The organism is Nocardia sp. NPDC003693, from assembly GCF_053981095.1.
The window spans coordinates 160,439-177,753 of sequence record NZ_JBSFNO010000006.1 but is presented as its reverse complement, the minus strand read 5'-3'; the positions used below and the strand labels follow the sequence as shown (position 1 = coordinate 177,753).

General features: G+C 69.7%; 17 protein-coding genes. 9 read left to right on the top strand and 8 right to left on the bottom strand.

Annotated features, from left to right (window positions below):
* Positions 1–56: 56 nt before the first annotated feature.
* The 3 genes from ACWDOP_RS10295 to ACWDOP_RS10285 all read right to left on the bottom strand — a co-directional run bounded on the left by ACWDOP_RS10295 (position 57) and on the right by ACWDOP_RS10285 (position 3,712).
* Positions 57–1,298: a saccharopine dehydrogenase family protein gene (locus tag ACWDOP_RS10295; RefSeq protein ID WP_454201504.1), complete on the bottom strand. Its 1,242-nt coding sequence runs from the start codon at positions 1,296–1,298 to the stop codon at positions 57–59.
* A 22-nt stretch (positions 1,299–1,320) separates the two neighbouring features.
* Positions 1,321–2,754, bottom strand: coding sequence for an ABC1 kinase family protein (locus ACWDOP_RS10290; RefSeq protein WP_454201505.1), 1,434 nt, complete (start codon positions 2,752–2,754; stop codon positions 1,321–1,323).
* 205 nt (positions 2,755–2,959) lie between these two features.
* Entirely contained in the window at positions 2,960–3,712 is a 753-nt protein-coding gene (locus ACWDOP_RS10285) for a TetR/AcrR family transcriptional regulator (protein WP_456344840.1), read from the bottom strand.
* A gap of 126 nt (positions 3,713–3,838) precedes the next feature.
* On the opposite strand from ACWDOP_RS10285, the gene ACWDOP_RS10280 reads away from it, so the two are divergent.
* The 6 genes from ACWDOP_RS10280 to ACWDOP_RS10255 all read left to right on the top strand — a co-directional run bounded on the left by ACWDOP_RS10280 (position 3,839) and on the right by ACWDOP_RS10255 (position 9,398).
* On the top strand, positions 3,839–5,185 hold the full coding sequence (locus ACWDOP_RS10280; RefSeq protein ID WP_456344783.1) for a DUF445 domain-containing protein: 1,347 nt from the start codon (positions 3,839–3,841) through the stop codon (positions 5,183–5,185).
* Between the two features lie 102 nt (positions 5,186–5,287).
* The gene (locus ACWDOP_RS10275) at positions 5,288–5,845 is read left to right on the top strand and encodes a helix-turn-helix domain-containing protein (protein ID WP_454201507.1); all 558 of its coding nucleotides are present in this window, start codon (positions 5,288–5,290) and stop codon (positions 5,843–5,845) included.
* Complete coding sequence (locus ACWDOP_RS10270; protein ID WP_456344782.1) at positions 5,838–6,503, top strand: heparin-binding hemagglutinin; 666 nt, start codon at positions 5,838–5,840, stop codon at positions 6,501–6,503. Before ACWDOP_RS10275 ends, ACWDOP_RS10270 begins: the two co-directional genes overlap by 8 nt.
* A gap of 165 nt (positions 6,504–6,668) precedes the next feature.
* Positions 6,669–6,971, top strand: coding sequence for a DUF2516 family protein (locus ACWDOP_RS10265; RefSeq protein WP_456344781.1), 303 nt, complete (start codon positions 6,669–6,671; stop codon positions 6,969–6,971).
* A gap of 142 nt (positions 6,972–7,113) precedes the next feature.
* Complete coding sequence (locus tag ACWDOP_RS10260) at positions 7,114–8,139, top strand: alpha/beta fold hydrolase (protein ID WP_456344780.1); 1,026 nt, start codon at positions 7,114–7,116, stop codon at positions 8,137–8,139.
* Between the two features lie 251 nt (positions 8,140–8,390).
* Entirely contained in the window at positions 8,391–9,398 is a 1,008-nt protein-coding gene (locus ACWDOP_RS10255) for an alpha/beta fold hydrolase (RefSeq protein ID WP_456344779.1), read from the top strand.
* Positions 9,399–9,876: 478 nt separating this feature from the next.
* Here ACWDOP_RS10255 and purU read toward each other — a convergent pair whose 3' ends face one another.
* Together purU and ACWDOP_RS10245 are read right to left on the bottom strand one after the other, a co-directional pair.
* The gene (gene purU / locus ACWDOP_RS10250) at positions 9,877–10,767 is read right to left on the bottom strand and encodes a formyltetrahydrofolate deformylase (protein WP_454201512.1); all 891 of its coding nucleotides are present in this window, start codon (positions 10,765–10,767) and stop codon (positions 9,877–9,879) included.
* 107 nt (positions 10,768–10,874) lie between these two features.
* Entirely contained in the window at positions 10,875–11,420 is a 546-nt protein-coding gene (locus tag ACWDOP_RS10245; protein ID WP_454201513.1) for a GNAT family N-acetyltransferase, read from the bottom strand.
* 71 nt (positions 11,421–11,491) lie between these two features.
* On the opposite strand from ACWDOP_RS10245, the gene deoC reads away from it, so the two are divergent.
* A complete protein-coding gene (gene deoC / locus ACWDOP_RS10240) occupies positions 11,492–12,151 on the top strand; it encodes a deoxyribose-phosphate aldolase (RefSeq protein WP_454201514.1) in 660 nt (219 codons plus the stop codon).
* An 88-nt stretch (positions 12,152–12,239) separates the two neighbouring features.
* Here the strand turns inward: deoC and ACWDOP_RS10235 are convergent, their stop codons facing one another.
* Positions 12,240–13,541 (bottom strand): LmeA family phospholipid-binding protein, encoded by a 1,302-nt coding sequence (locus ACWDOP_RS10235; RefSeq protein ID WP_456344778.1) that lies wholly within the window; start codon positions 13,539–13,541, stop codon positions 12,240–12,242.
* A 111-nt stretch (positions 13,542–13,652) separates the two neighbouring features.
* On the opposite strand from ACWDOP_RS10235, the gene ACWDOP_RS10230 reads away from it, so the two are divergent.
* Both ACWDOP_RS10230 and ACWDOP_RS10225 read left to right on the top strand, forming a co-directional pair.
* Positions 13,653–14,255, top strand: a complete 603-nt coding sequence (locus ACWDOP_RS10230) for a type IV toxin-antitoxin system AbiEi family antitoxin domain-containing protein (RefSeq protein ID WP_454201516.1) — start codon at positions 13,653–13,655, stop codon at positions 14,253–14,255.
* 64 nt (positions 14,256–14,319) lie between these two features.
* On the top strand, positions 14,320–15,810 hold the full coding sequence (locus ACWDOP_RS10225; RefSeq protein WP_456344777.1) for a hypothetical protein: 1,491 nt from the start codon (positions 14,320–14,322) through the stop codon (positions 15,808–15,810).
* Between the two features lie 206 nt (positions 15,811–16,016).
* Here the strand turns inward: ACWDOP_RS10225 and ACWDOP_RS10220 are convergent, their stop codons facing one another.
* Together ACWDOP_RS10220 and ACWDOP_RS10215 are read right to left on the bottom strand one after the other, a co-directional pair.
* Positions 16,017–16,718, bottom strand: a complete 702-nt coding sequence (locus ACWDOP_RS10220; protein WP_456344776.1) for a class I SAM-dependent methyltransferase — start codon at positions 16,716–16,718, stop codon at positions 16,017–16,019.
* Between the two features lie 65 nt (positions 16,719–16,783).
* A complete protein-coding gene (locus ACWDOP_RS10215) occupies positions 16,784–17,299 on the bottom strand; it encodes a DUF2505 domain-containing protein (protein ID WP_456344775.1) in 516 nt (171 codons plus the stop codon).
* Between the last annotated feature and the right edge of the window lie 16 nt (positions 17,300–17,315).

The window sequence follows — 17,315 nt, the reverse complement described above, 5'->3', positions numbered from 1 at the left end:
CGCGACACGAATCGGCCGGGAGCGAACATCCGCCCCCGGCCGCATGCGATCGGGTGTCAGGCGGGCTGGACGTCGATCGTGATGTCGGCCTTGCGCAGGCGATCGGTCAGGGCGTCGCCCATCGCCGAGGCGGGGGTGAGGATGCCCGCGATCTCCGGCAGCGTGTCGAAGGCCAGCGCCAGGCCGGACTGACCCAGCATGACCGCGGTGGCCTGATAGCCGGGATCACCCTTGCCCGCGAAGGTGCACACGTACTTCGCGCCGGAGGTGGTGTTGGCGAAGGTGCGCATGGTGAACCACCCGTTGCGACGGGCCTGCTCGCTCGGGCCGGTACCGGGCTTGGGCACCAGGCGGTCGATCACCTTGCGGCCCACCGCGACCCGCGACAGCAGCGCGCCCGCCGCCATCGTGGCCACGATGCCGCCCGCCATACCGGCCGCCACCAGCGGGGCGGTCGCGGACGAACCCGCGCTCATGACCTCGCGGTAGCGGAAGTTCTTGCCGTACGGCCAGCCCAGCAGGCCGTTGCTGCGCCGCACCACCTTGGTGTTGTGCGCGCCCATGATGAAGGTGGCCACCCAGCCGCTCAGGCTCGGATCGATATTGGCCGCGCGCTCGAGCGCCTGATCGCTCTGGCGGCCCACATCGGGCTCCATCGCCTTGTCCGGACTCAGCGAGTACGGGTGCGACATGATCGCGCCCTTCTTCGGATCCGCGGCGATGGCCTCCATCATGGCGCGGCCCGAATCCACGGTGCCGCCGCTCATTCCGCCCTTGAGCCAGGCGACCAGGGTGACATCGGTGAGCTCGCCGGTGGTGTCCGCGACGCTGCGCTTGTACAGCTGGTACACGCTCAGATCCGACGGAATCGAGTCGTAGCCACAGGAATTCACGATCTTGGCGCCGGTCTCGGCCGCCCGCTCGCCGTAGGCGTCGATGCACTCGCGGATGAACAGCGGCTCACCGGTGAGATCGGCGTAGTGCGTACCGTTCTCCGCGCACGCCCGCACCAGCGGCAGACCGTAGCGCAGGTACGGGCCGACCGTGGTCACCACGACCTTCGTCCGCGCCGCGAGCGCGTCCAGGCTGGCCTGATCGGTCGAATCCGCCTGCACCAGCGGCCAATTCGCCGCCAGCGGCCCGAGCTCGGCCCGCACCGCCTCGAGCTTGGCGGTCGAGCGCCCGGCCAGCGCGATGCGCGCCCCGGCGGGCGCGGCGCCGATCAGGTACTCCGCGGTCAGCTTGCCGACGAAACCGGTCGCGCCGAACAGGACCAGGTCGAATTCTCTGTCTGCCATGATGTCTGCCGTCCTGGAGGGTTCACGCCTTGGCGGCGCGTTTGCGGGTGGTCTTCTTCTTGGGTGCGGTGGTGGGTTCGGGCGCGGGGCGGTTCGCGAGCCATTGCCGGTGTGCCTTACCGAGTTCGGTCACCGGCTCCTCGCCGTAGATCCACTCGCAGGACACACGATGCCAATTGCCCGTGGCGCCCAGCTGGCCCAGCATGCCGAAGGTCAGAAAGTCCGCGCGGCGCGAGAACAGGTGCTCCGGCGGCAGATTCTGCTGTTTCATCCCGGAGAACTCGCTGGCCCGCGGATCCACCGCGAGCACGAACGCGCCCGACGCCAGCTCGGGGGTGATGGTGATGTCCTCGTCCACCAGGCCCCACTCGCACGCCGCCAGCACGTACTCCAGGCATTCCTCCGCGGTGATCTCCTCCGGGGAATCGATGACGCCCCGCTGAATCATCAACTCGCGCAGGTCTTCCGCGCGATCCTCGGCCGCGGCGCGAATACAGGTGGCCTCGAACTCCACGTGTTCGGGATCCATCCGGTTGTAGAGCCCGAAATCCAGGAACGCGACCCGGCCGTCCGCGCCGAGCAGCAGATTGCCCGGATGCGGGTCACCGCAGAACTCGTTGAAGGTGAACAGCGATCCGACGTAGAAGCGGTAGATGATCTCGCCGATCCGATCGCGCTCGGCGTCCGGCAGCGCCCGGATCTCCTCGAACCCGCGCCCGGCGAAGTACTCGCTCACCAGCACCCGCTGCGTGGACAGCTCCGGCATGGTGTCCGGCACCACGATGAACGGGTGCCCGGCGTACAGGGCGGCGATCTGCTGCTGGGTCGTCGCCTCGGCCACGTAGTCGAGTTCGCTCTCCAGATTCAGGCGCAGCTCGTCCAGCACGGCCGGGGTCACCCACGGCATCGCCGACTGCAGGATGCGCCGGAACATGGCCAGGTTCTTCAGGTCCGCGCGCACCGCGGCGTCGATCCCCGGGTACTGCACCTTCACCGCGACCGTGCGGCCGTCGTGCAGCTTCGCCCGGTACACCTGGCCGATCGAGGCGGCGGCGATCGGCTCGGGCTCGAACTCGGCGAACGCCTCCTCCAGGGTTTTGCCGAAATCCTCCTCGATGACCGCGCGCATCACCTCGAAGGACACCGTGGGCGCGCTGTCGCGCAGCACCGCCAGCCGGCGCTGGAAACGCTCACGATGCTCCGGCGGCACCAGATCCAGATCGAGCACGGACAGCATCTGCCCGAGCTTCATGGCCACACCTTTCATGGTGCCCAGCACCATGACCATCTGCTCGGTGGCCCGGATCATGGACTCCTCGGCCATGCGCTCGCGCACGGCCTCCGAGCGCCCGCGCATCGACCTGCGGGTCCGCTGGTTGCGTATGGCATTACCGGCGACGGCCATACCCAGCTTCGTCCCCCGCGCAAGCCTGGATGTGGGCAGCTCTTTCGCCATCAGTGACCCTCCATTGGACCCGGCGCCCCCATTGGTGGCGGTCCCGCCTCTCCGCGACTTTAGCGCCCGGCCTGGGAGCCGTACACGGTCTGAACGCGTGCCTGCGGTTCGGCGGCGCACCGATTCAGGGGGTACCCCGGGAGTTACCCCCGCCTTACGAGATCAGTTGTCGCCTCGACTTCGATCGCTCGCCGGCTCGCGAGCCTCAGTTCTCGGCACCCTCGATCTCACTCTTGTTCTCCGGATCTGGCAAGACGTGCTGGCGGGAGTTGAACCACTGCCGATCGCCGCCCGACCGCACCATGCCCTCGACGGCGCTCCACGCCATCATGGTCAGGTAGTCCAGCATCTCCTCGCTCGACATCGTGCGGTTGGTGATCCACCAGTCGGTGGCCAGCTGCACGCCGCCGACCAGGACGTAGGCCCACAGCATGGCGCCTTCGGTCCGGACGCCGCGATCGAATGCCTTGTCGATGATGACCGCAGAGACGACCTGCGCGAACAGCTTCTCGAAGTCGGCCAGGGTCGAGGTGTCGGTGGAGGACCCGTTGCCCATGATGAAGCGATAGACGTCGGTGTCCTCGTCGACCGTGTGCACGTAGGCGGCGAGGGTGTTGCGCACCAGCTGGTACTCGTCGAGGTCGTCGCTGATCGCGCCGTAGATGCGCGGCATGAGCGTGGTCTCGATGAACCGTTCCATGGTGGCGCGGGTCAGATCCTGTTTGTCGGAGAAGTACCGGTACAGGACGGTCTTGGAGACGCCGATCTCGGCGGCGATCTCGTCCATGCCCGCGTCGCCGCCGCGTTTGCGGATGGCCGCGAGCGTGCCGTCGACGAGTTCTTCCCGGCGGTCGATCTTGTGTTGCTGCCAGCGCCTTTTGCGGCCGTCCTCGCGCCCCGGCCGAGGGGAGGCGCCGTCGGTTCGGGTACCGGCGTCGACTGCTCTTTGGGTGGACAGCGTGACTCCCTGGTTCGCGGTGTGTGCTGGGCCTATTCAGCTTAAGCCTCCCATGCGGCGGATCGCCGATGTTCGGGACCGGCCCGGTGGCCCGGACCAACTTCCGGGAAGCAGCAGAATGGACTCATGGAGCAACCTGCCGGCAGCACCGGGGTACTCGAATCGAGCGGCCGCGCGAGCAAGGCGGCCGCCCCGCCGGGCGGCGCGTTCGCCGACCTCCTGGACGAGGAGGGCAAGAAGAAGGAACTGTGGCGGATGAAGGCCATCGCCACCGGCTTCCTCGGGGCCGCGACCCTGATCTTCGTGTTCTGCGCCTGGTTCCAGTCGCGAGGTCAGGGCGGCGAGTGGATCGGCTACGTGAAGGCCGCGTCCGAGGCGGGCATGGTCGGCGCGCTCGCGGACTGGTTCGCGGTGACCGCGCTCTTCCGGCATCCGCTCGGCCTGCCGATCCCGCACACGGCCATCATTCGCAAGAAGAAGGACCAATTGGGCGCGGGGCTCGGTGATTTCGTGCGCACCAATTTCCTCTCGCCCGACGTGGTCGCGGCGAAGGTGAATTCGGCGCAGGTCTCGTTCCGGCTCGGCCGCTGGATGGCCGATCCCGAGCACGCGGCCCGGGTGGCGGAGGAGAGCGCGACCATTCTGCGCGCGGTGGTCGGGGTGCTGCGCGACGAGGACGTCGAGCAGATCATCGACCAGACCATCGTCAAGCGGATCGCCGAGCCGCAGTGGGGTCCGCCCATCGGCAAGGTGCTCAACGAGCTCATCGCCGACAATCGCCAGGGTCCGCTGCTGGATCTGCTGGCCGAGCGCGCGCATCAGTGGGCGCTGGATTCCCAGGACACCATCGACAAGATCATCAACCGGGACGCGCCCGGCTGGGCGCCCAAGTTTGTCAATTCCATGCTCGCCGAGAAGATCTATCGCGAGCTGGTGGAGTTCACCTGGAAGGTGCGGACGCAGCCCGATCACGAGGTGCGCCTGGCGGCCAACCGCTTCCTCGAGGAATTCGCGCACGATCTGCAATTCGACGACGCCATGATCGCCAAGGCGGAGAAGATCAAGACCGAGCTCATGGGCCGGCAGGAGATCACCGGTATGGCGCACGCCACGTGGCGGGCCGCCAAGCGGATGATTCTGGAGTCCGTGGACGATCCGAACTCGACCCTGCGGCGCAAGGTGTCGGAGAACGTGCAGCAGCTCGGCGAGCGGCTCTCGGCCGACGCGGAGATGCGCGCCAAGGTCGACAACTGGCTCGAACGCGGTGTGCGCTATCTCATTTCCAACTACGGCGACGAGGTTGCCACGCTGGTGAGCGATACCGTGGCACGCTGGGACGCGGAGGAAGCCAGTCGCAAGATCGAATTGGCGGCGGGCAAGGATCTGCAATTCATCCGCATCAACGGCACGGTCGTCGGCTCGCTCGCCGGACTCGTAATCTATTCCGTTTCACATTTGCTGTTCAATGGCTGACCCGCTCGGCGCCGGGCGTTAGCCGAAACACTGCTAGCAGAGCGCTTGCAAGAGCTAGCACCTGGTTTTAGAATTGGCCGTACAACCACCAGAAGGTGCGTGATGACGAACGATCCCGAGGTTTCCGAACCGATCGAGGGCGACACCGCGGAGACGTCCGCCGCCGACGATCGGACGGGTCGCGTAGCCAACGCGGCTCACGACATCGGGGGCTTCATCCGAGCACAGCGTGAGGCCGCACAGGTCTCGCTGCGTCAGCTCGCACTGCTGGCGGGGGTGAGCAACCCGTATCTCAGCCAGATCGAGCGCGGACTGCGCAACCCGTCCGCCGAGGTGCTCGCGCAGATCGCGAAGGGTCTGCGGGTGTCCTCGGAGGTCTTGTACATGCGGGCCGGGTACCTCGAGCAGAGGCCGCACGGTCCCGTCCGCGACGCCCTGCTCGCCGACACGGAAATCTCCGAGCGGCAGAAGCAGGTGCTGTTGGACATCTACGAATCGTTCCGCCGGGAAAACGCGGCGAGCGAGGACAGAGGGGACGCGACGAACCAATTGGGGGGCGCTCCCGGGGGAAACGAGGGCCGAAACGCCCTCAGGGACAACGAGGTTCCGAACCGCACAACCGAAGTTCCGTCACGCCAGGAGAACGAGACACATGACTGAGACCAGCACGCGCACCGCGACCGTGACCAAGCCCATCTACGCCACCGTCGGCGCCGGCGACGCGATCTACGCGTCCGTGCTCGACACCATCGAGAAGCTCCGCGGCAAGGCGGCCTCCGCCGACGTGTCCGGCCGGGTGGAAGAGGCGCGCGAGCGCTTCGCGAACCTGCCCGCCGACGCCAAGGGCCAGGTCGACGTCCTGCGTCAGCGCATCTCCGCGCTGCCGTCCGAGCTGCCCGAGGACCTCGCCGAGCTGCGCGAGAAGGCCACCGCCGAGGAGCTGCGCAAGCTCGTCGACCAGTACTACCACCAGCTGCTGGACCTCTACGCCGACTTCGCCGCCCGCGGCGAGGAGACCGTCGAGAAGCTGCGCACCAACCCGACTTTCGAGGAGCGCTTCGCGCAGGTCGAGACCCTGTACTCCGACATCGTCGCGCAGGCGCAGGGCGTGGTCGGCAAGGTGTCCGACCAGGTGTCGCCGCTGCTGGGCGCCAAGACCGCGCCGGTGGCCGAGGAGGCCGTCGACGCCGAGGTCGTCCAGGTCGAGACCGTGACCGAGCCCGCCCCGGTCGTCGAGACCCCGGCTCCGGCCCCGGCCAAGAAGGCCCCCGCGAAGAAGGCTCCGGCCAAGAAGGCCGCGCCCGCCGCCAAGAAGTAAGCGGTTCCGGGTTCGATCGGACCGCGGCCCTCGCACAGTCACTGTGCGGGGGCCGCGGTCGTTTCCGGGTCCGGTGTGTGGTTCGCGTTTCGCCCGGTGACCTGCGTTGGGCCGTCGCGTCGAGTGTCGGCGGCCGGAACCCGCGGCCGGTGATGTCACGCTCGTATGATGGGCGGGGTGATGGGCAATATTCCGCAGTTGATTCTGCAGGTGCTGTGGTACCTCGCCTTCGGTATGACGGTCTTCGCGCTGGTGCACGCCATCCGGCAGCGCCCGGACGCGTTCACCGCCGTGGACAAGCTGACCAAGCCGGCGTGGCTGGCGATTCTGGCGGCGTCGCTGGGCGGGCTGCTGCTCGGGGGGACCGTGGTCGGGCTGCTCGGTATCGCGGCGATCGTGGCCACCGGCGTGTATCTGGCCGACGTGCGGCCCAAGGTCGACGAAATCCAGCGGGGTCCGCGCTGGTGATCGCCGGGTCGCGGCCCGGTTCGAAGCGATCGGAGGGATAAGTCCCAGGTAGTCGGCCGATCGCGAAATTTTTGGGTGCTTGCACTAGCTAGCACGCTCTCGCGGAGTTACTGTAATTGTCAGTAACACAAAGGAGTGTCCTATGCGGGCAATGCTGCCCTCCCGGGCCGACCTGGGCGTCAGAATCAGCGAGCTGCTGCGTCAGCACCGCGCCGACCTGCGCACTCGCACCTATGCCAACGCGGATCTGAATCCGCCCGCCGGACCCTACGAGGTCGTTCCGGTGACCACGACCGACGGCGCGCACCTGCGGGTGCACGCCTACGGGCCGGCCGATGCCGAGGCCATCGTGCTGGTGCACGGCTGGACCTGCGCGCTCGAATACTGGAACCCGCAGATCAACGCCTTCGCCGGCGACTACCGCGTCATCGCCTACGACGTGCGCGGGCACGGGGAGAGCGAAGAGGGCACCGCCCCGCTCACCGTCGATCAGCTGGCCGACGACCTGGACGCGGTGCTCGATGCCACCCTGCGGCCGGGCCAGCGCGCGGTGCTGGTGGGACACAGCCTGGGCGGCATGACCATTCAGGGCTGGGCCGGGCGGTATCCCGACCATGTTCAGCAGCGGGCACGAGCGGTGCTGCTGTGCAATACCGCCGCGAGTGAGCTCATCAACCACACCACCGTGGTCCCGTTCTGCAACCGCGGCGGAATTCTGAAGTTGCCGTTCGCCGTCGGCCTGCTCGGGCTGAGCCTGCCCGTGCTCTTCCCGCCGATCGCGCCGGTGAGCTGGCTGTTCCGCCGTCAGATCATGAGCCTGAACTCGGTGGGCGACATCGCCGAGTTCGCGCAGAACATCGTGCGGTCCTGCCCGGCCAAGGTGCGCGGGCGCTTCGGCGAACTGCTCTCGCACATGGACGTTGGCCGCGGCGCGGTGAATCTGACCGTGCCGACGAGCATCGTCGCCGGCTCGGCCGACGATATGACCCCGGTCGTGCACTCGGATCGCATCGCCGAAATGCTCACCGAGGCGGGCACTCTCGACGGGTACCGCATCCTGCCGACCGGTCATCTGGGCAACGTGGAGGCCTACCGCGAGTTCAACGGTGAACTCGCCCGGGTTGCCAAGGCCGCGTTCGGGATTCCCGCTCGGGTCGTCGGAGCCTGAGCGGCGCCGGGGTTTTCGGGGTGGGGATTTCCACCCCCGGGGTCCATTGTCCGCGGGCGTGAACCGCCGCAGGATGTGTCGTAGATAACAGCGCCGGCCCGTGATCGTCGCGCGCGCGGTGAATGCCGTTGCGGTGGAACGGGTATTCGGTGACAAGGGTCGCGAACGGTGAATTCGAAAAAGTTCGCCGCTTGCTCTAGCAAGCACCATAGCTAGCGCGGTACTGTGGCCGGGAACACAAAGGAGTGCTCATGCTGGTGAAACTGCCTGAGACGGGCGCGGATTTCCTGACCGCACCCTTCCGCACCGCACTGCGGAACCGGACCTACGCGACCGAGTCCTTCAACACGCCGCGGCCCGCCGAAGTCATTCCGGTCACCACCCGGGACGGCGCCACCCTGCGCGTACACGCCTACGGGCCCGCCGACGGCGAGACCATCGTGCTGGCGCACGGCTGGTCCTGCGCCCTCGACTACTGGAACCCGCAGATCAACGCCTTCGCCGGCGAGTACCGGGTGATCGCCTTCGATCAGCGCGGACACGGGGAAAGCGACAGCGGGAGCATCGCTTTCGGGCCCGACCAGCTCGCCGACGACTTCGCCGAGATCCTCGCGGCCGTCCTGCGGCCCGGACAGCGCGCCACGCTGGTCGGACACAGCATGGGCGGCATGACCATTCAGGCCTGGGCCCAGCGGTATCCCGAGCAGGTCGCCCAGCGCGCCTCCGCGGTGCTGCTGGCCACCACCGCCGCGCGCCGGATCAGCACCCGGGCCACCGTGCTCCCGGTCTTCAACACCCTTGTCCCCGCGCCGGACTGGCTGACCCTGGTGCTCTTCGGTACCCCGGTGCCGCTGCCGGGCGGGCGGGCCATGAACGTGGTCGCCAAGAGCCGGTTGATGACCGCCACCGCCACCGACGACGAGGCGAGTTTCGGTCTGTCCGTGGTGCGTTCGTGCCGGCCGTCGGTGCGCGCCGCCGTCGCCCGCGGGCTGCTCGATCTCGATCTGCACGGCGCGGCCGCGAACCTGACGGTGCCCACGACGGTCATCGCGGGGTCGCACGACCGCCTGCTGCCCGAGGTGCACTCGCGCGAGATCGCCGACACCCTCGCCGACGCGGGCTATCTCGACCGCTACGTCATCCTGCCCACCGGGCACCTGGTGAACATCGAGGCCCAGTCGGCGTTCAACAACGAGCTGCACCGTTTGATTCGCATGGGACGTCGGGGCTCCGCCGCCTCCCCGCGAATCACAGCCTGAGCTGCTGCCCCGCCTCTCCGCGAATTACAGCCTGACTCAGGTGGGTTCACGGTTGCGTCGGCCGCCGGCGGGATCGTGGTGGGAAGGTTCGCCCGCACCCGGGGAGTTACCCCGACCGGAACGAGATCAGGTGCCGACTCGGGCAACGAGATGCCCTGGCCGAGAGCGTGGCTGCCGCCTGGCTCCTGATCGCCTTCCGGCTCAGGGATCGAGCGCCTGATTCGGGATCGACTGTCGGCCGGGCTATCCGGTGCCCCGGCCGAGATCAGTTGTCGCCTCTGGCGACGAGTAAGCCCCTGTCACACAACGGCGTGTGGCAGGGGTGCGTCGTCTCCGGCCGCGAATCATCGCCCTGGTCGGGTGGTCTCGTGGCTGCCGCGGCCCGCAGGGGATCGTGGCGTTGTCTCGGTTGATGCGAGCGCAGGTGACGAGGCCCGCCCTGCCGCACGAACTCTCGGGGCAGGGCGACCGGAACCTGCTAGTTGAAGACCACCGTGCGGCGGCCGTGGACCAGGACTCGGCCCTCGAGGTGCCAGCGGAGGCCGCGGGCCAGGACCACGCGTTCGATGTCGCGGCCCTGGCGGACCATGTCGTGGATGGTGTCCGCGTGGTCGATGCGGGTCACGTCCTGTTCCAGGATCGGGCCCGCGTCCAGTTCGGCGGTCACGTAGTGGCAGGTCGCGCCGATCAGCTTCACGCCGCGGGCGAAGGCCTGGTGGTAGGGGCGGGCGCCGACGAACGACGGCAGGAAGCTGTGGTGGATGTTGAGCGCGCGGCCCGCCCAGTGCTCGCACAGCTCCGGGGGCAGCACCTGCATGAAGCGGGCCAGCACCACCGCGTGCGGGTCGTGCGCGTCGACCAGTTCCCGGACCTGTTCGAAGGCGGGGCCGCGCTCGGCGGGATCCTTCGGGAAGGGCACGTGGTGGAACTTCACGCCGTGCGCCTCGGTCATGCCCGCGAGGTCGGGGTGGTTGCCGATGACGGCCTCGATCGTGGCGGGCAGCTCGCCGCTGCCCGCGCGGCCGAGCAGGTCGTGCAGGCAGTGCCCGTCCTTGCTGACCAGCAGTACCGCGCGGCGGCGTTCCCCGGTGTCGTGCAGCTGCCAGTCGGTCTCCGGACCCAGTTCGGCGGCGATCGCGGCGAACCGGTCGCGCAGCTCGTCCAGTTCGAACGGGACGGTCGCCGCCTTGATGGCCTGGCGGGTGAAGAACCAGCCGGTGTCCAGGTCGGAGTGGTATCCGGCCTCGACGATCGACCCGCCGAAGTCGGCGATGAACGAGGTGATGCGGGCGATGATGCCGGGACGGTCGGGGCAGCCCAGGGTCAGCACGAAGCGACGGTCGTCCGGATTGCCGGGGGTGGAACTCATGCTGGTCACCCTATGCGGCCGCCGCGGGCGGTCGGCGTCCGGCCGTGGCGGCGGGCGCGGGTGGCCGGTACGACCGGCGGATCGGCCGGCTCCGGGTGGGCGGCGGGTCAGAGTTCGTAGAAAGGGTCCGGGTAGCGGAAGTCGCCGATGATCTCGCCGTCGTAGGCGGCGAGCGGCCGGACCTGGAAGTGGGCGGCCCAGTCGGGCTGATCCGGGGCGATGCCGAGCCGGGCGCCGGGGACGAAGCCGAACCGCGGGTACCAGTCCAGGCTGCCGAGCAGCCCGACCAGCGTCTCGTCCAGGGCCTCGGCGGCGCCCAGGGCGGCGTGCATGAGGGCCGAGCCGGCCCCGTGCGCCTGCGCCTCGGACAGGACGCCGATCGGGCCCAGCGCGAGGACCGGGAACGGGCCGATGCCCGCCCGGGTGAGGCAGACGTGCCCCACGACGCCCTGGTGGATCTCGGCGACCATCGACAGGGTCGGGATCCAGGCCGAATGGTCGCGCAGGTGGCGCACCAGCCCCACTTCGGGTGGGTCGGTGCGGGTGGTGGCGAGGCCGCTGCCGGGGGCGTTCGCGTACTGACTCGCGAAGGCGCTGCGGTGTACCGCGTCGATCGCGGCGGCGTCGCCGGGACGTTCACGACGGATCAACACCCTACGAGTGTGCGTGACGGCATCGCCGGGACGCAACGAAATTCGCTATCGATATGCCAAACTCAACGCTCATGGCTGAGCTTTCCCGCCGTGACGTGGCGGCGATGATCGATCACACGCTGCTCGCACCGGAAGCGACCGTTCCGGATGTCGAGGCGCTCATCGAAGAGGCCCGTGAGCTGGGCGTCTTCGCCATCTGTGTCTCACCGGCGATGCTGCCGGTGCGGGCGCCGGGACTGGCGGTGGCCACGGTCGCGGGTTTTCCGTCCGGCAAACATCATTCGCTGATCAAGGGCGCCGAGGCGCGCCTGTCCGTGGACCAGGGGGCGGCGGAGGTGGACATGGTCATCGACGTCGGCGCGGCCGTCGCCGGCGACTACAACGCGGTGCTGGGGGACATCATCACCGTGCGCGAGGCCGTCGGTCAGCGGGCGCTGCTGAAGGTGATCATCGAGTCCGCGGCGCTGAGCGACGCGGCGATCGTCGAGGTGTGCCGGGTGGCGGAAAAGGCGGGCGCGGATTTCGTGAAGACCTCGACCGGATTCCATCCGGCGGGCGGGGCGAGCGTGCACGCGGTGCGGCTGATGGCCGAGACGGTGGGCGGGCGGCTGGGTGTGAAGGCCAGCGGCGGAATTCGCACGTCGGCCGCGGCGGCGGAGTTGATCGCGGCCGGGGCGACCAGGCTGGGGCTGTCGCGTTCTCGTGAAGTGCTGGCGGGCTTTCCGGCCTGATCGGCCGACGTGCGGTGCCGGAGCGGCGAATTCGCGTGCTACTCCCGTGCCCGAGCCGGGATTCCGGCGCGGGCACGGGAGTTCGTGATCAGCAGCGCAGTTCGGCGGTCTGCTGCTGTCCCTCGACCGGTTCGAGCTTGGTCGGCCCGCCGCGCAGGGACACGTGCAGGCCGTCCGAGGTGACCTCGATCTTGGTGGGCTGCAGGCCCATCGGGTAGCTCTGCAGGCTCTCGGTCATGAGTTCCACGATGCCCGAGACCAGATCGGTGGGCAGGCCGATGCCGAGCAGGGCGGCCGACATGGTCTCGACCTCGATCTTGTCCCCGACCACTTGGGGCTTGATCTGCAGTTCGGCCAGCCCGCCCAGCACCGCGAAGGTCAGGGTGCCGGATTTGGGATCGGAGGTGGAGCTGGATATCAAGCCGCCCATCGTTTTCGCGATGCCCTCGTTGCTCCAGCTGACCTCGGCCTCGGAGCTGCCGACGCTGCCGCTCTTGCCGTCGTCCTGCATCTCGAGGTCGTTGAAGACCGCGTGCACCTTCATGCCCACGGCCGGGCCGAATTTGGTGTCGTCGCTGTCCACGGTGACCGAGCCGACCTTCTTGTCGAGCATGGTGATGAGCATGGGCTTGGCGCCGAACGAGACGTCGATCTTGGAGCCCATCTGCTGCTCGAATTGCGAAGCGATGCAGTTCTCCACGCTGCGGCGGGCGTACGCCTCACCGAAGGCCAGGCCGCCGACGAGCACCATCGCCACGACGACGGCGACGATCAACGCGGTCCGGCGCTTGCGTTTCCCGCCGGGCGAACCGCCCTGCCCGCCGGTGGTATTCGCGGTCGGCGGGGGCGTGCCGGGCGGTATCCGCGCCCCGGCGGCGACCGGGGGCGCGCCGGCCGCGGCGGCATAGGCCGCGTCGCCGGGATGCAGTGCGCGGGTGGGATGGTCGCCGGTGTCGCCCGGTTCGGGTGCGGGCAGTACTTCGGTGTGTCCGGCGGCGGGCTCCGGCAGTACCTCGGTGCTCCCGGCGGCGGGCTCGGAGGGCGTGCCGAAAGCGACGGTCGCCTGTTCGTAGCGTTCGGTTTCGGGTGCTCGGGAGCCCTCGTCGGCGCCGAACCGCTCGGTTTCGTGCCACCATTCCGCGGGCTGCGCGGTGCCCTGGCCGGGAATGACCTGGGTCTTGTCCGCGTCCGCGCCGGGTTTCGCGACGACGGTGGCGGCCTCCGCGTCGGATAGTTCGCCCGGGCCGCCCGAATTGTCGGATTTCTTTGTGCCCGAATGGATTACTTCGGTCGGCTGAGCCTGCTCAGCGGGTGCGGCGGCGCCGGCGGCGCCCGCGTCGTGCTCCGAGGCGGGCCGGTCGGTGTCGTCCGAGTGTGGGTTCGAAGACATGTGGCCGATTGTTCACGAGCTTTCTGTGCGTGCTCTGTGCTTCCGGTGAGGTGTCGGCTCACTCCCGGCGGATTGTGACCTAACGCACAGGTGAGCGCGTAGCCTGAATCCATGGCTGGGAGTGCGGCACCGGAGCCCGATCCGGAAAACGGGTGGCTGGCGTTGCAGGAGTTGGCCGGTCGGCATGCCGGGTATTTCACGACCCGGCAGGTGTTGCAGACCGGGAGCGAGGCCCGCATCCGCGACGGTCTCCGGGACGGCTCGGTGGTCCGGGCCGGGGTGGGATTGCTGCGGCTGGCCGCGTGGCCCGACGGGCCGCTGGACGAGTACGCCATGTGGTCGGCGTGGTTCGACGGCGCGGCCGCGGTCTCCCATCACAGTGCCGCCGAACTGCACGGACTGGGCCGGTTGCGGCCGCGCTTCGTGCACATGTCGGCGCGGGTCGGGCGGTTCCCGCTCTCGCCCCGGCTGGTGGTGCTGCGGCGGACCTTCGCGCGCAAGGACGTGGAATCGGCGGGCACGTTCCTGGTGACCACGCCGCTGCGCACGGTGCTGGATCTGGCCGAGGCGGGGATCGGGCAGTCCGCCCTGGACGAGGTGGTCGCCGACGCGGTGGCCATCCACCGCTGCGACACCGCCGAAATCCGCTCCGCCAGTGCGGGTCTGCCGCCGTCCACCGCGGCGCGGTTGCACCGGGCGCTCACCGGGGCCTGACGCCGCGGTGAATGTCCGTTTCCCGAGTGTTGCCCGGCCGGGTTTCGTGGCAGGGTGATCGACTATGGGGATCCTCCGCACCGGTGTCTGGGATCTGGCCTTTCCGCCCGGGCCGCCCGAGCGGATGGCGGAGATGTTCTCGGCGGCGGTCGTCGCCGACGCGGTGCGCCGCTATGACGCGGACCTGGCGCAGTCGGTCGAGACGATGCGGGACTGGCGGCACGGCTACCACCCGGTCTTCCGCGCGCTGACCGCGCTGGCGGTGAGCGCGCCCCGGGTCTCGCACGGCACCGCGCGCGACGGGCTGCACGCGGTGCGGGCCATGCTGCGCTTCGCGGCCGGGCACACCGTGACCTCGCTGGACGGTGCGGATCTGGCGGCCGCGGCCGCGGGCGCCGAGCTCGGTGTCGCGAGCGTCGAGGGGGCCGCCGAACCCCGTCGGCGTCTCGAAATCCCGTGGCAGGGAAAGACGCTGGCGGAGGAGGAACTGCTGCGGCAGCTCACCGACTGGCAGCGGCGGGGCATCGTCGAACCCGGTTTCGCGGATGCCGTCCGCGCCGTCGCCGAACATCCGGAGTGGTTGTCGCTGCCGGGTTTCCGCATGACCATCACCGGGGCGGCGGCCACGCTGAGCCCGCTGCGGCCGCTGCTGTCCTGGGGCGCGCAGGTGCTGGCGGTGGAGCTGCCCGGGCGCGGGCGCTGGGATCGGCTGCGCGCGCGAGCGCGGGCGAGCGCCGGCGTCATGCGGTACCCGGTCACCGACCGGGGGCCGGGCGTGGACATCGGCAACGGCTTTCCGGCGCTGGCGCAGTGGATCAGCGCGCACTCCGACGCGCGGCCGGTGCTCGGCGCGTACGCGGGGCGGGCCGGGGCGGCCGGGTTGCGGATCGCCGCGGCCTCGGACGTGCTGGCCGAGGCGGTGCTGGGCCGGCATCCCGATGCCGTTCTGGCCCTGCACGGTTCGCCCGCCGACTGCTACGCCGTGCCGGAGTCGGTGGTGCTCGGCGCGCGGGAGCATCTGGCCGACAGCGGGATTCGCGGGTCGGCCCGGGACCTGCTGCACCGGCTGGCCCCGCGGTCGCTCTATCACCTCAACTACACCCGCCCCACCTTCGACGCCGACGGCGCGCCCTGGGGCCTGTTCGACAATCTGCCCTATCTCGCGGGCCCCGATTACGCGCTGGCCCAGCGCCTTCCGCGCTGGCGCGCCACCCTGGCCCGGGAGTCCGGGCACACCGTGTCGTACACGGTCACCCCGCCCATCTGGACCGCGACCGCCCAGCAGCCGCTGTGGCGTAGCGCCGCGCACCGGGCGGCCGCGCAGTTCGGGATCGAGGTCTTCGACCCCGCGACCGCCCGGGTCCTGCTGGCCGCCAAACTCGTCGCGGACCTGTTCGCCCCGGCCCCGCCCGCCCCGAATCCCGAGTCGCTCTTCACCGTCGGCGCCGCGCACGGCGGCCTGTGGCGCCAGCCCTTCACCCCGCGCTCCCTGGTGGCGCCCGCCGCCCTCACCGGTTCGATCCAGACCCTGCGCGACCGGATCCGGCCGGCCTGAGCCCCGCGGGTTCACCGTCGCCGCGAGCGCTCTGACCGGTCCGGCGGATCCGGCCGCGACCAGGCGGGTGGTCGCCGGATCCGGCTGGATTCGTGACAGCGATGGCGGCGGTCGTCGATGCGCACCGCGGGTTCTTCGGACGGCGTGTCCCGAGCGTCGTTCACGCCCGGCGCGGGGAAGCGGTTGTGGCGTCGGTAGATCGGGAGTCAGGGGAGCGGGGCCACCGCGGACCAGGGGATGGTGAGCTGGTTGTCACGCAGGCGGCGGCGCTGGGGGCGCAGCGGGAAGCCTTGTTCGCGTAGGAGATTCGCGGCGTGCCGCCAGCGGGCGCGCGGGCCGTAGGGCGCCAGGGGAGCGGCCACCGCCCAGGCGCGGTCGGCGGCGGTGAGCAGGGTGTGGACGGGCTCGCCGGGGACGTTGCGGTGGATGAGCGCCTTCGGGAGGCGCTCGGCTATGTCGGAGGGCTGGTCGACGGTGAAGGGGTCCCAGGCCAGGGTGAGCGAGAGCGGGCCCTCGCGGTCCAGCAGGATCCAGGCGCAGCGGCGGCCGAGCTCGTCGCAGGTGCCGTCCAGCAGCAGGCCGCCGGGCGCCAGGCCGGACACGATGGTGGACCAGGCGCCGGGGACGGCGGATTCGGGGTACTGGCGCAGGACGTTGAAGGCGCGCACCAGATTCGGGCGCAGGCCCGCCAATTCGAAACCGCCCCGGGCGAACCCGACGCCGTCGCGGCCCGGGACCACGCGCTCGGGATCGATCTCGAGGCCGAACACGCGCAGGTCCGGGCGCACCGCGCGGAGCCGGGCCGCCATCTCCAGGGTGGTGACCGGGCTGGCGCCGTACCCGAGGTCGACCACGAGCGGATCCGGCGCCGCCAGCAACCTGCTGGTGATCAGGGCGTCGTGCGCCATCCATCGATCACCGCGGCGGAGCCGGTTGATGCCGGTGGTGCCGCGGGTGATCGTGCCGATCGGTTTCAGCCGACGGGGTGCTGCTGATCCAGCCAGCGCTGCGTCACCTCTGCCTCGGCTCGGAACAGGTCGACCAGATTCACGAGCATGAGCTGTTCGAGTCTGCGTCCGAAGAATGGAATCTGCACCGTCGCACGCGAAGTCGTGCGCAGCGTGCAGCCGGTGTCGGTCGGGAAGAGGCGCATGTCGCCGCCCAGGGTGCCGGGCGCGCCGGGCAGGTCGGTGGTGTACGCGCCGGTCGACTCGGGTCCGAACGCGCCCCAGCGCTCGCGGCGGGTGATGACCATGTCGTCGCGCCAGAACGAGCGCGCCATGTCCGGCAGCGACTCGCGCGGCAGCACGTGCCGCATCTCGACCTCGATGCCGTTGTCACCGGCGTCCAGACTCACCAGATCGTTGGGTGAGTGTTTCCGCATCTCCTCGATGCGCGCGTCCCACAGGTCACGGTTCGCGAGGGCCGCGTACACCTCTTTCGTGGTGTGCAGCGAATAGCGTGCGGAGTAGTCGAGTCGGCGAGGCACGATCGGTCAGGTTACT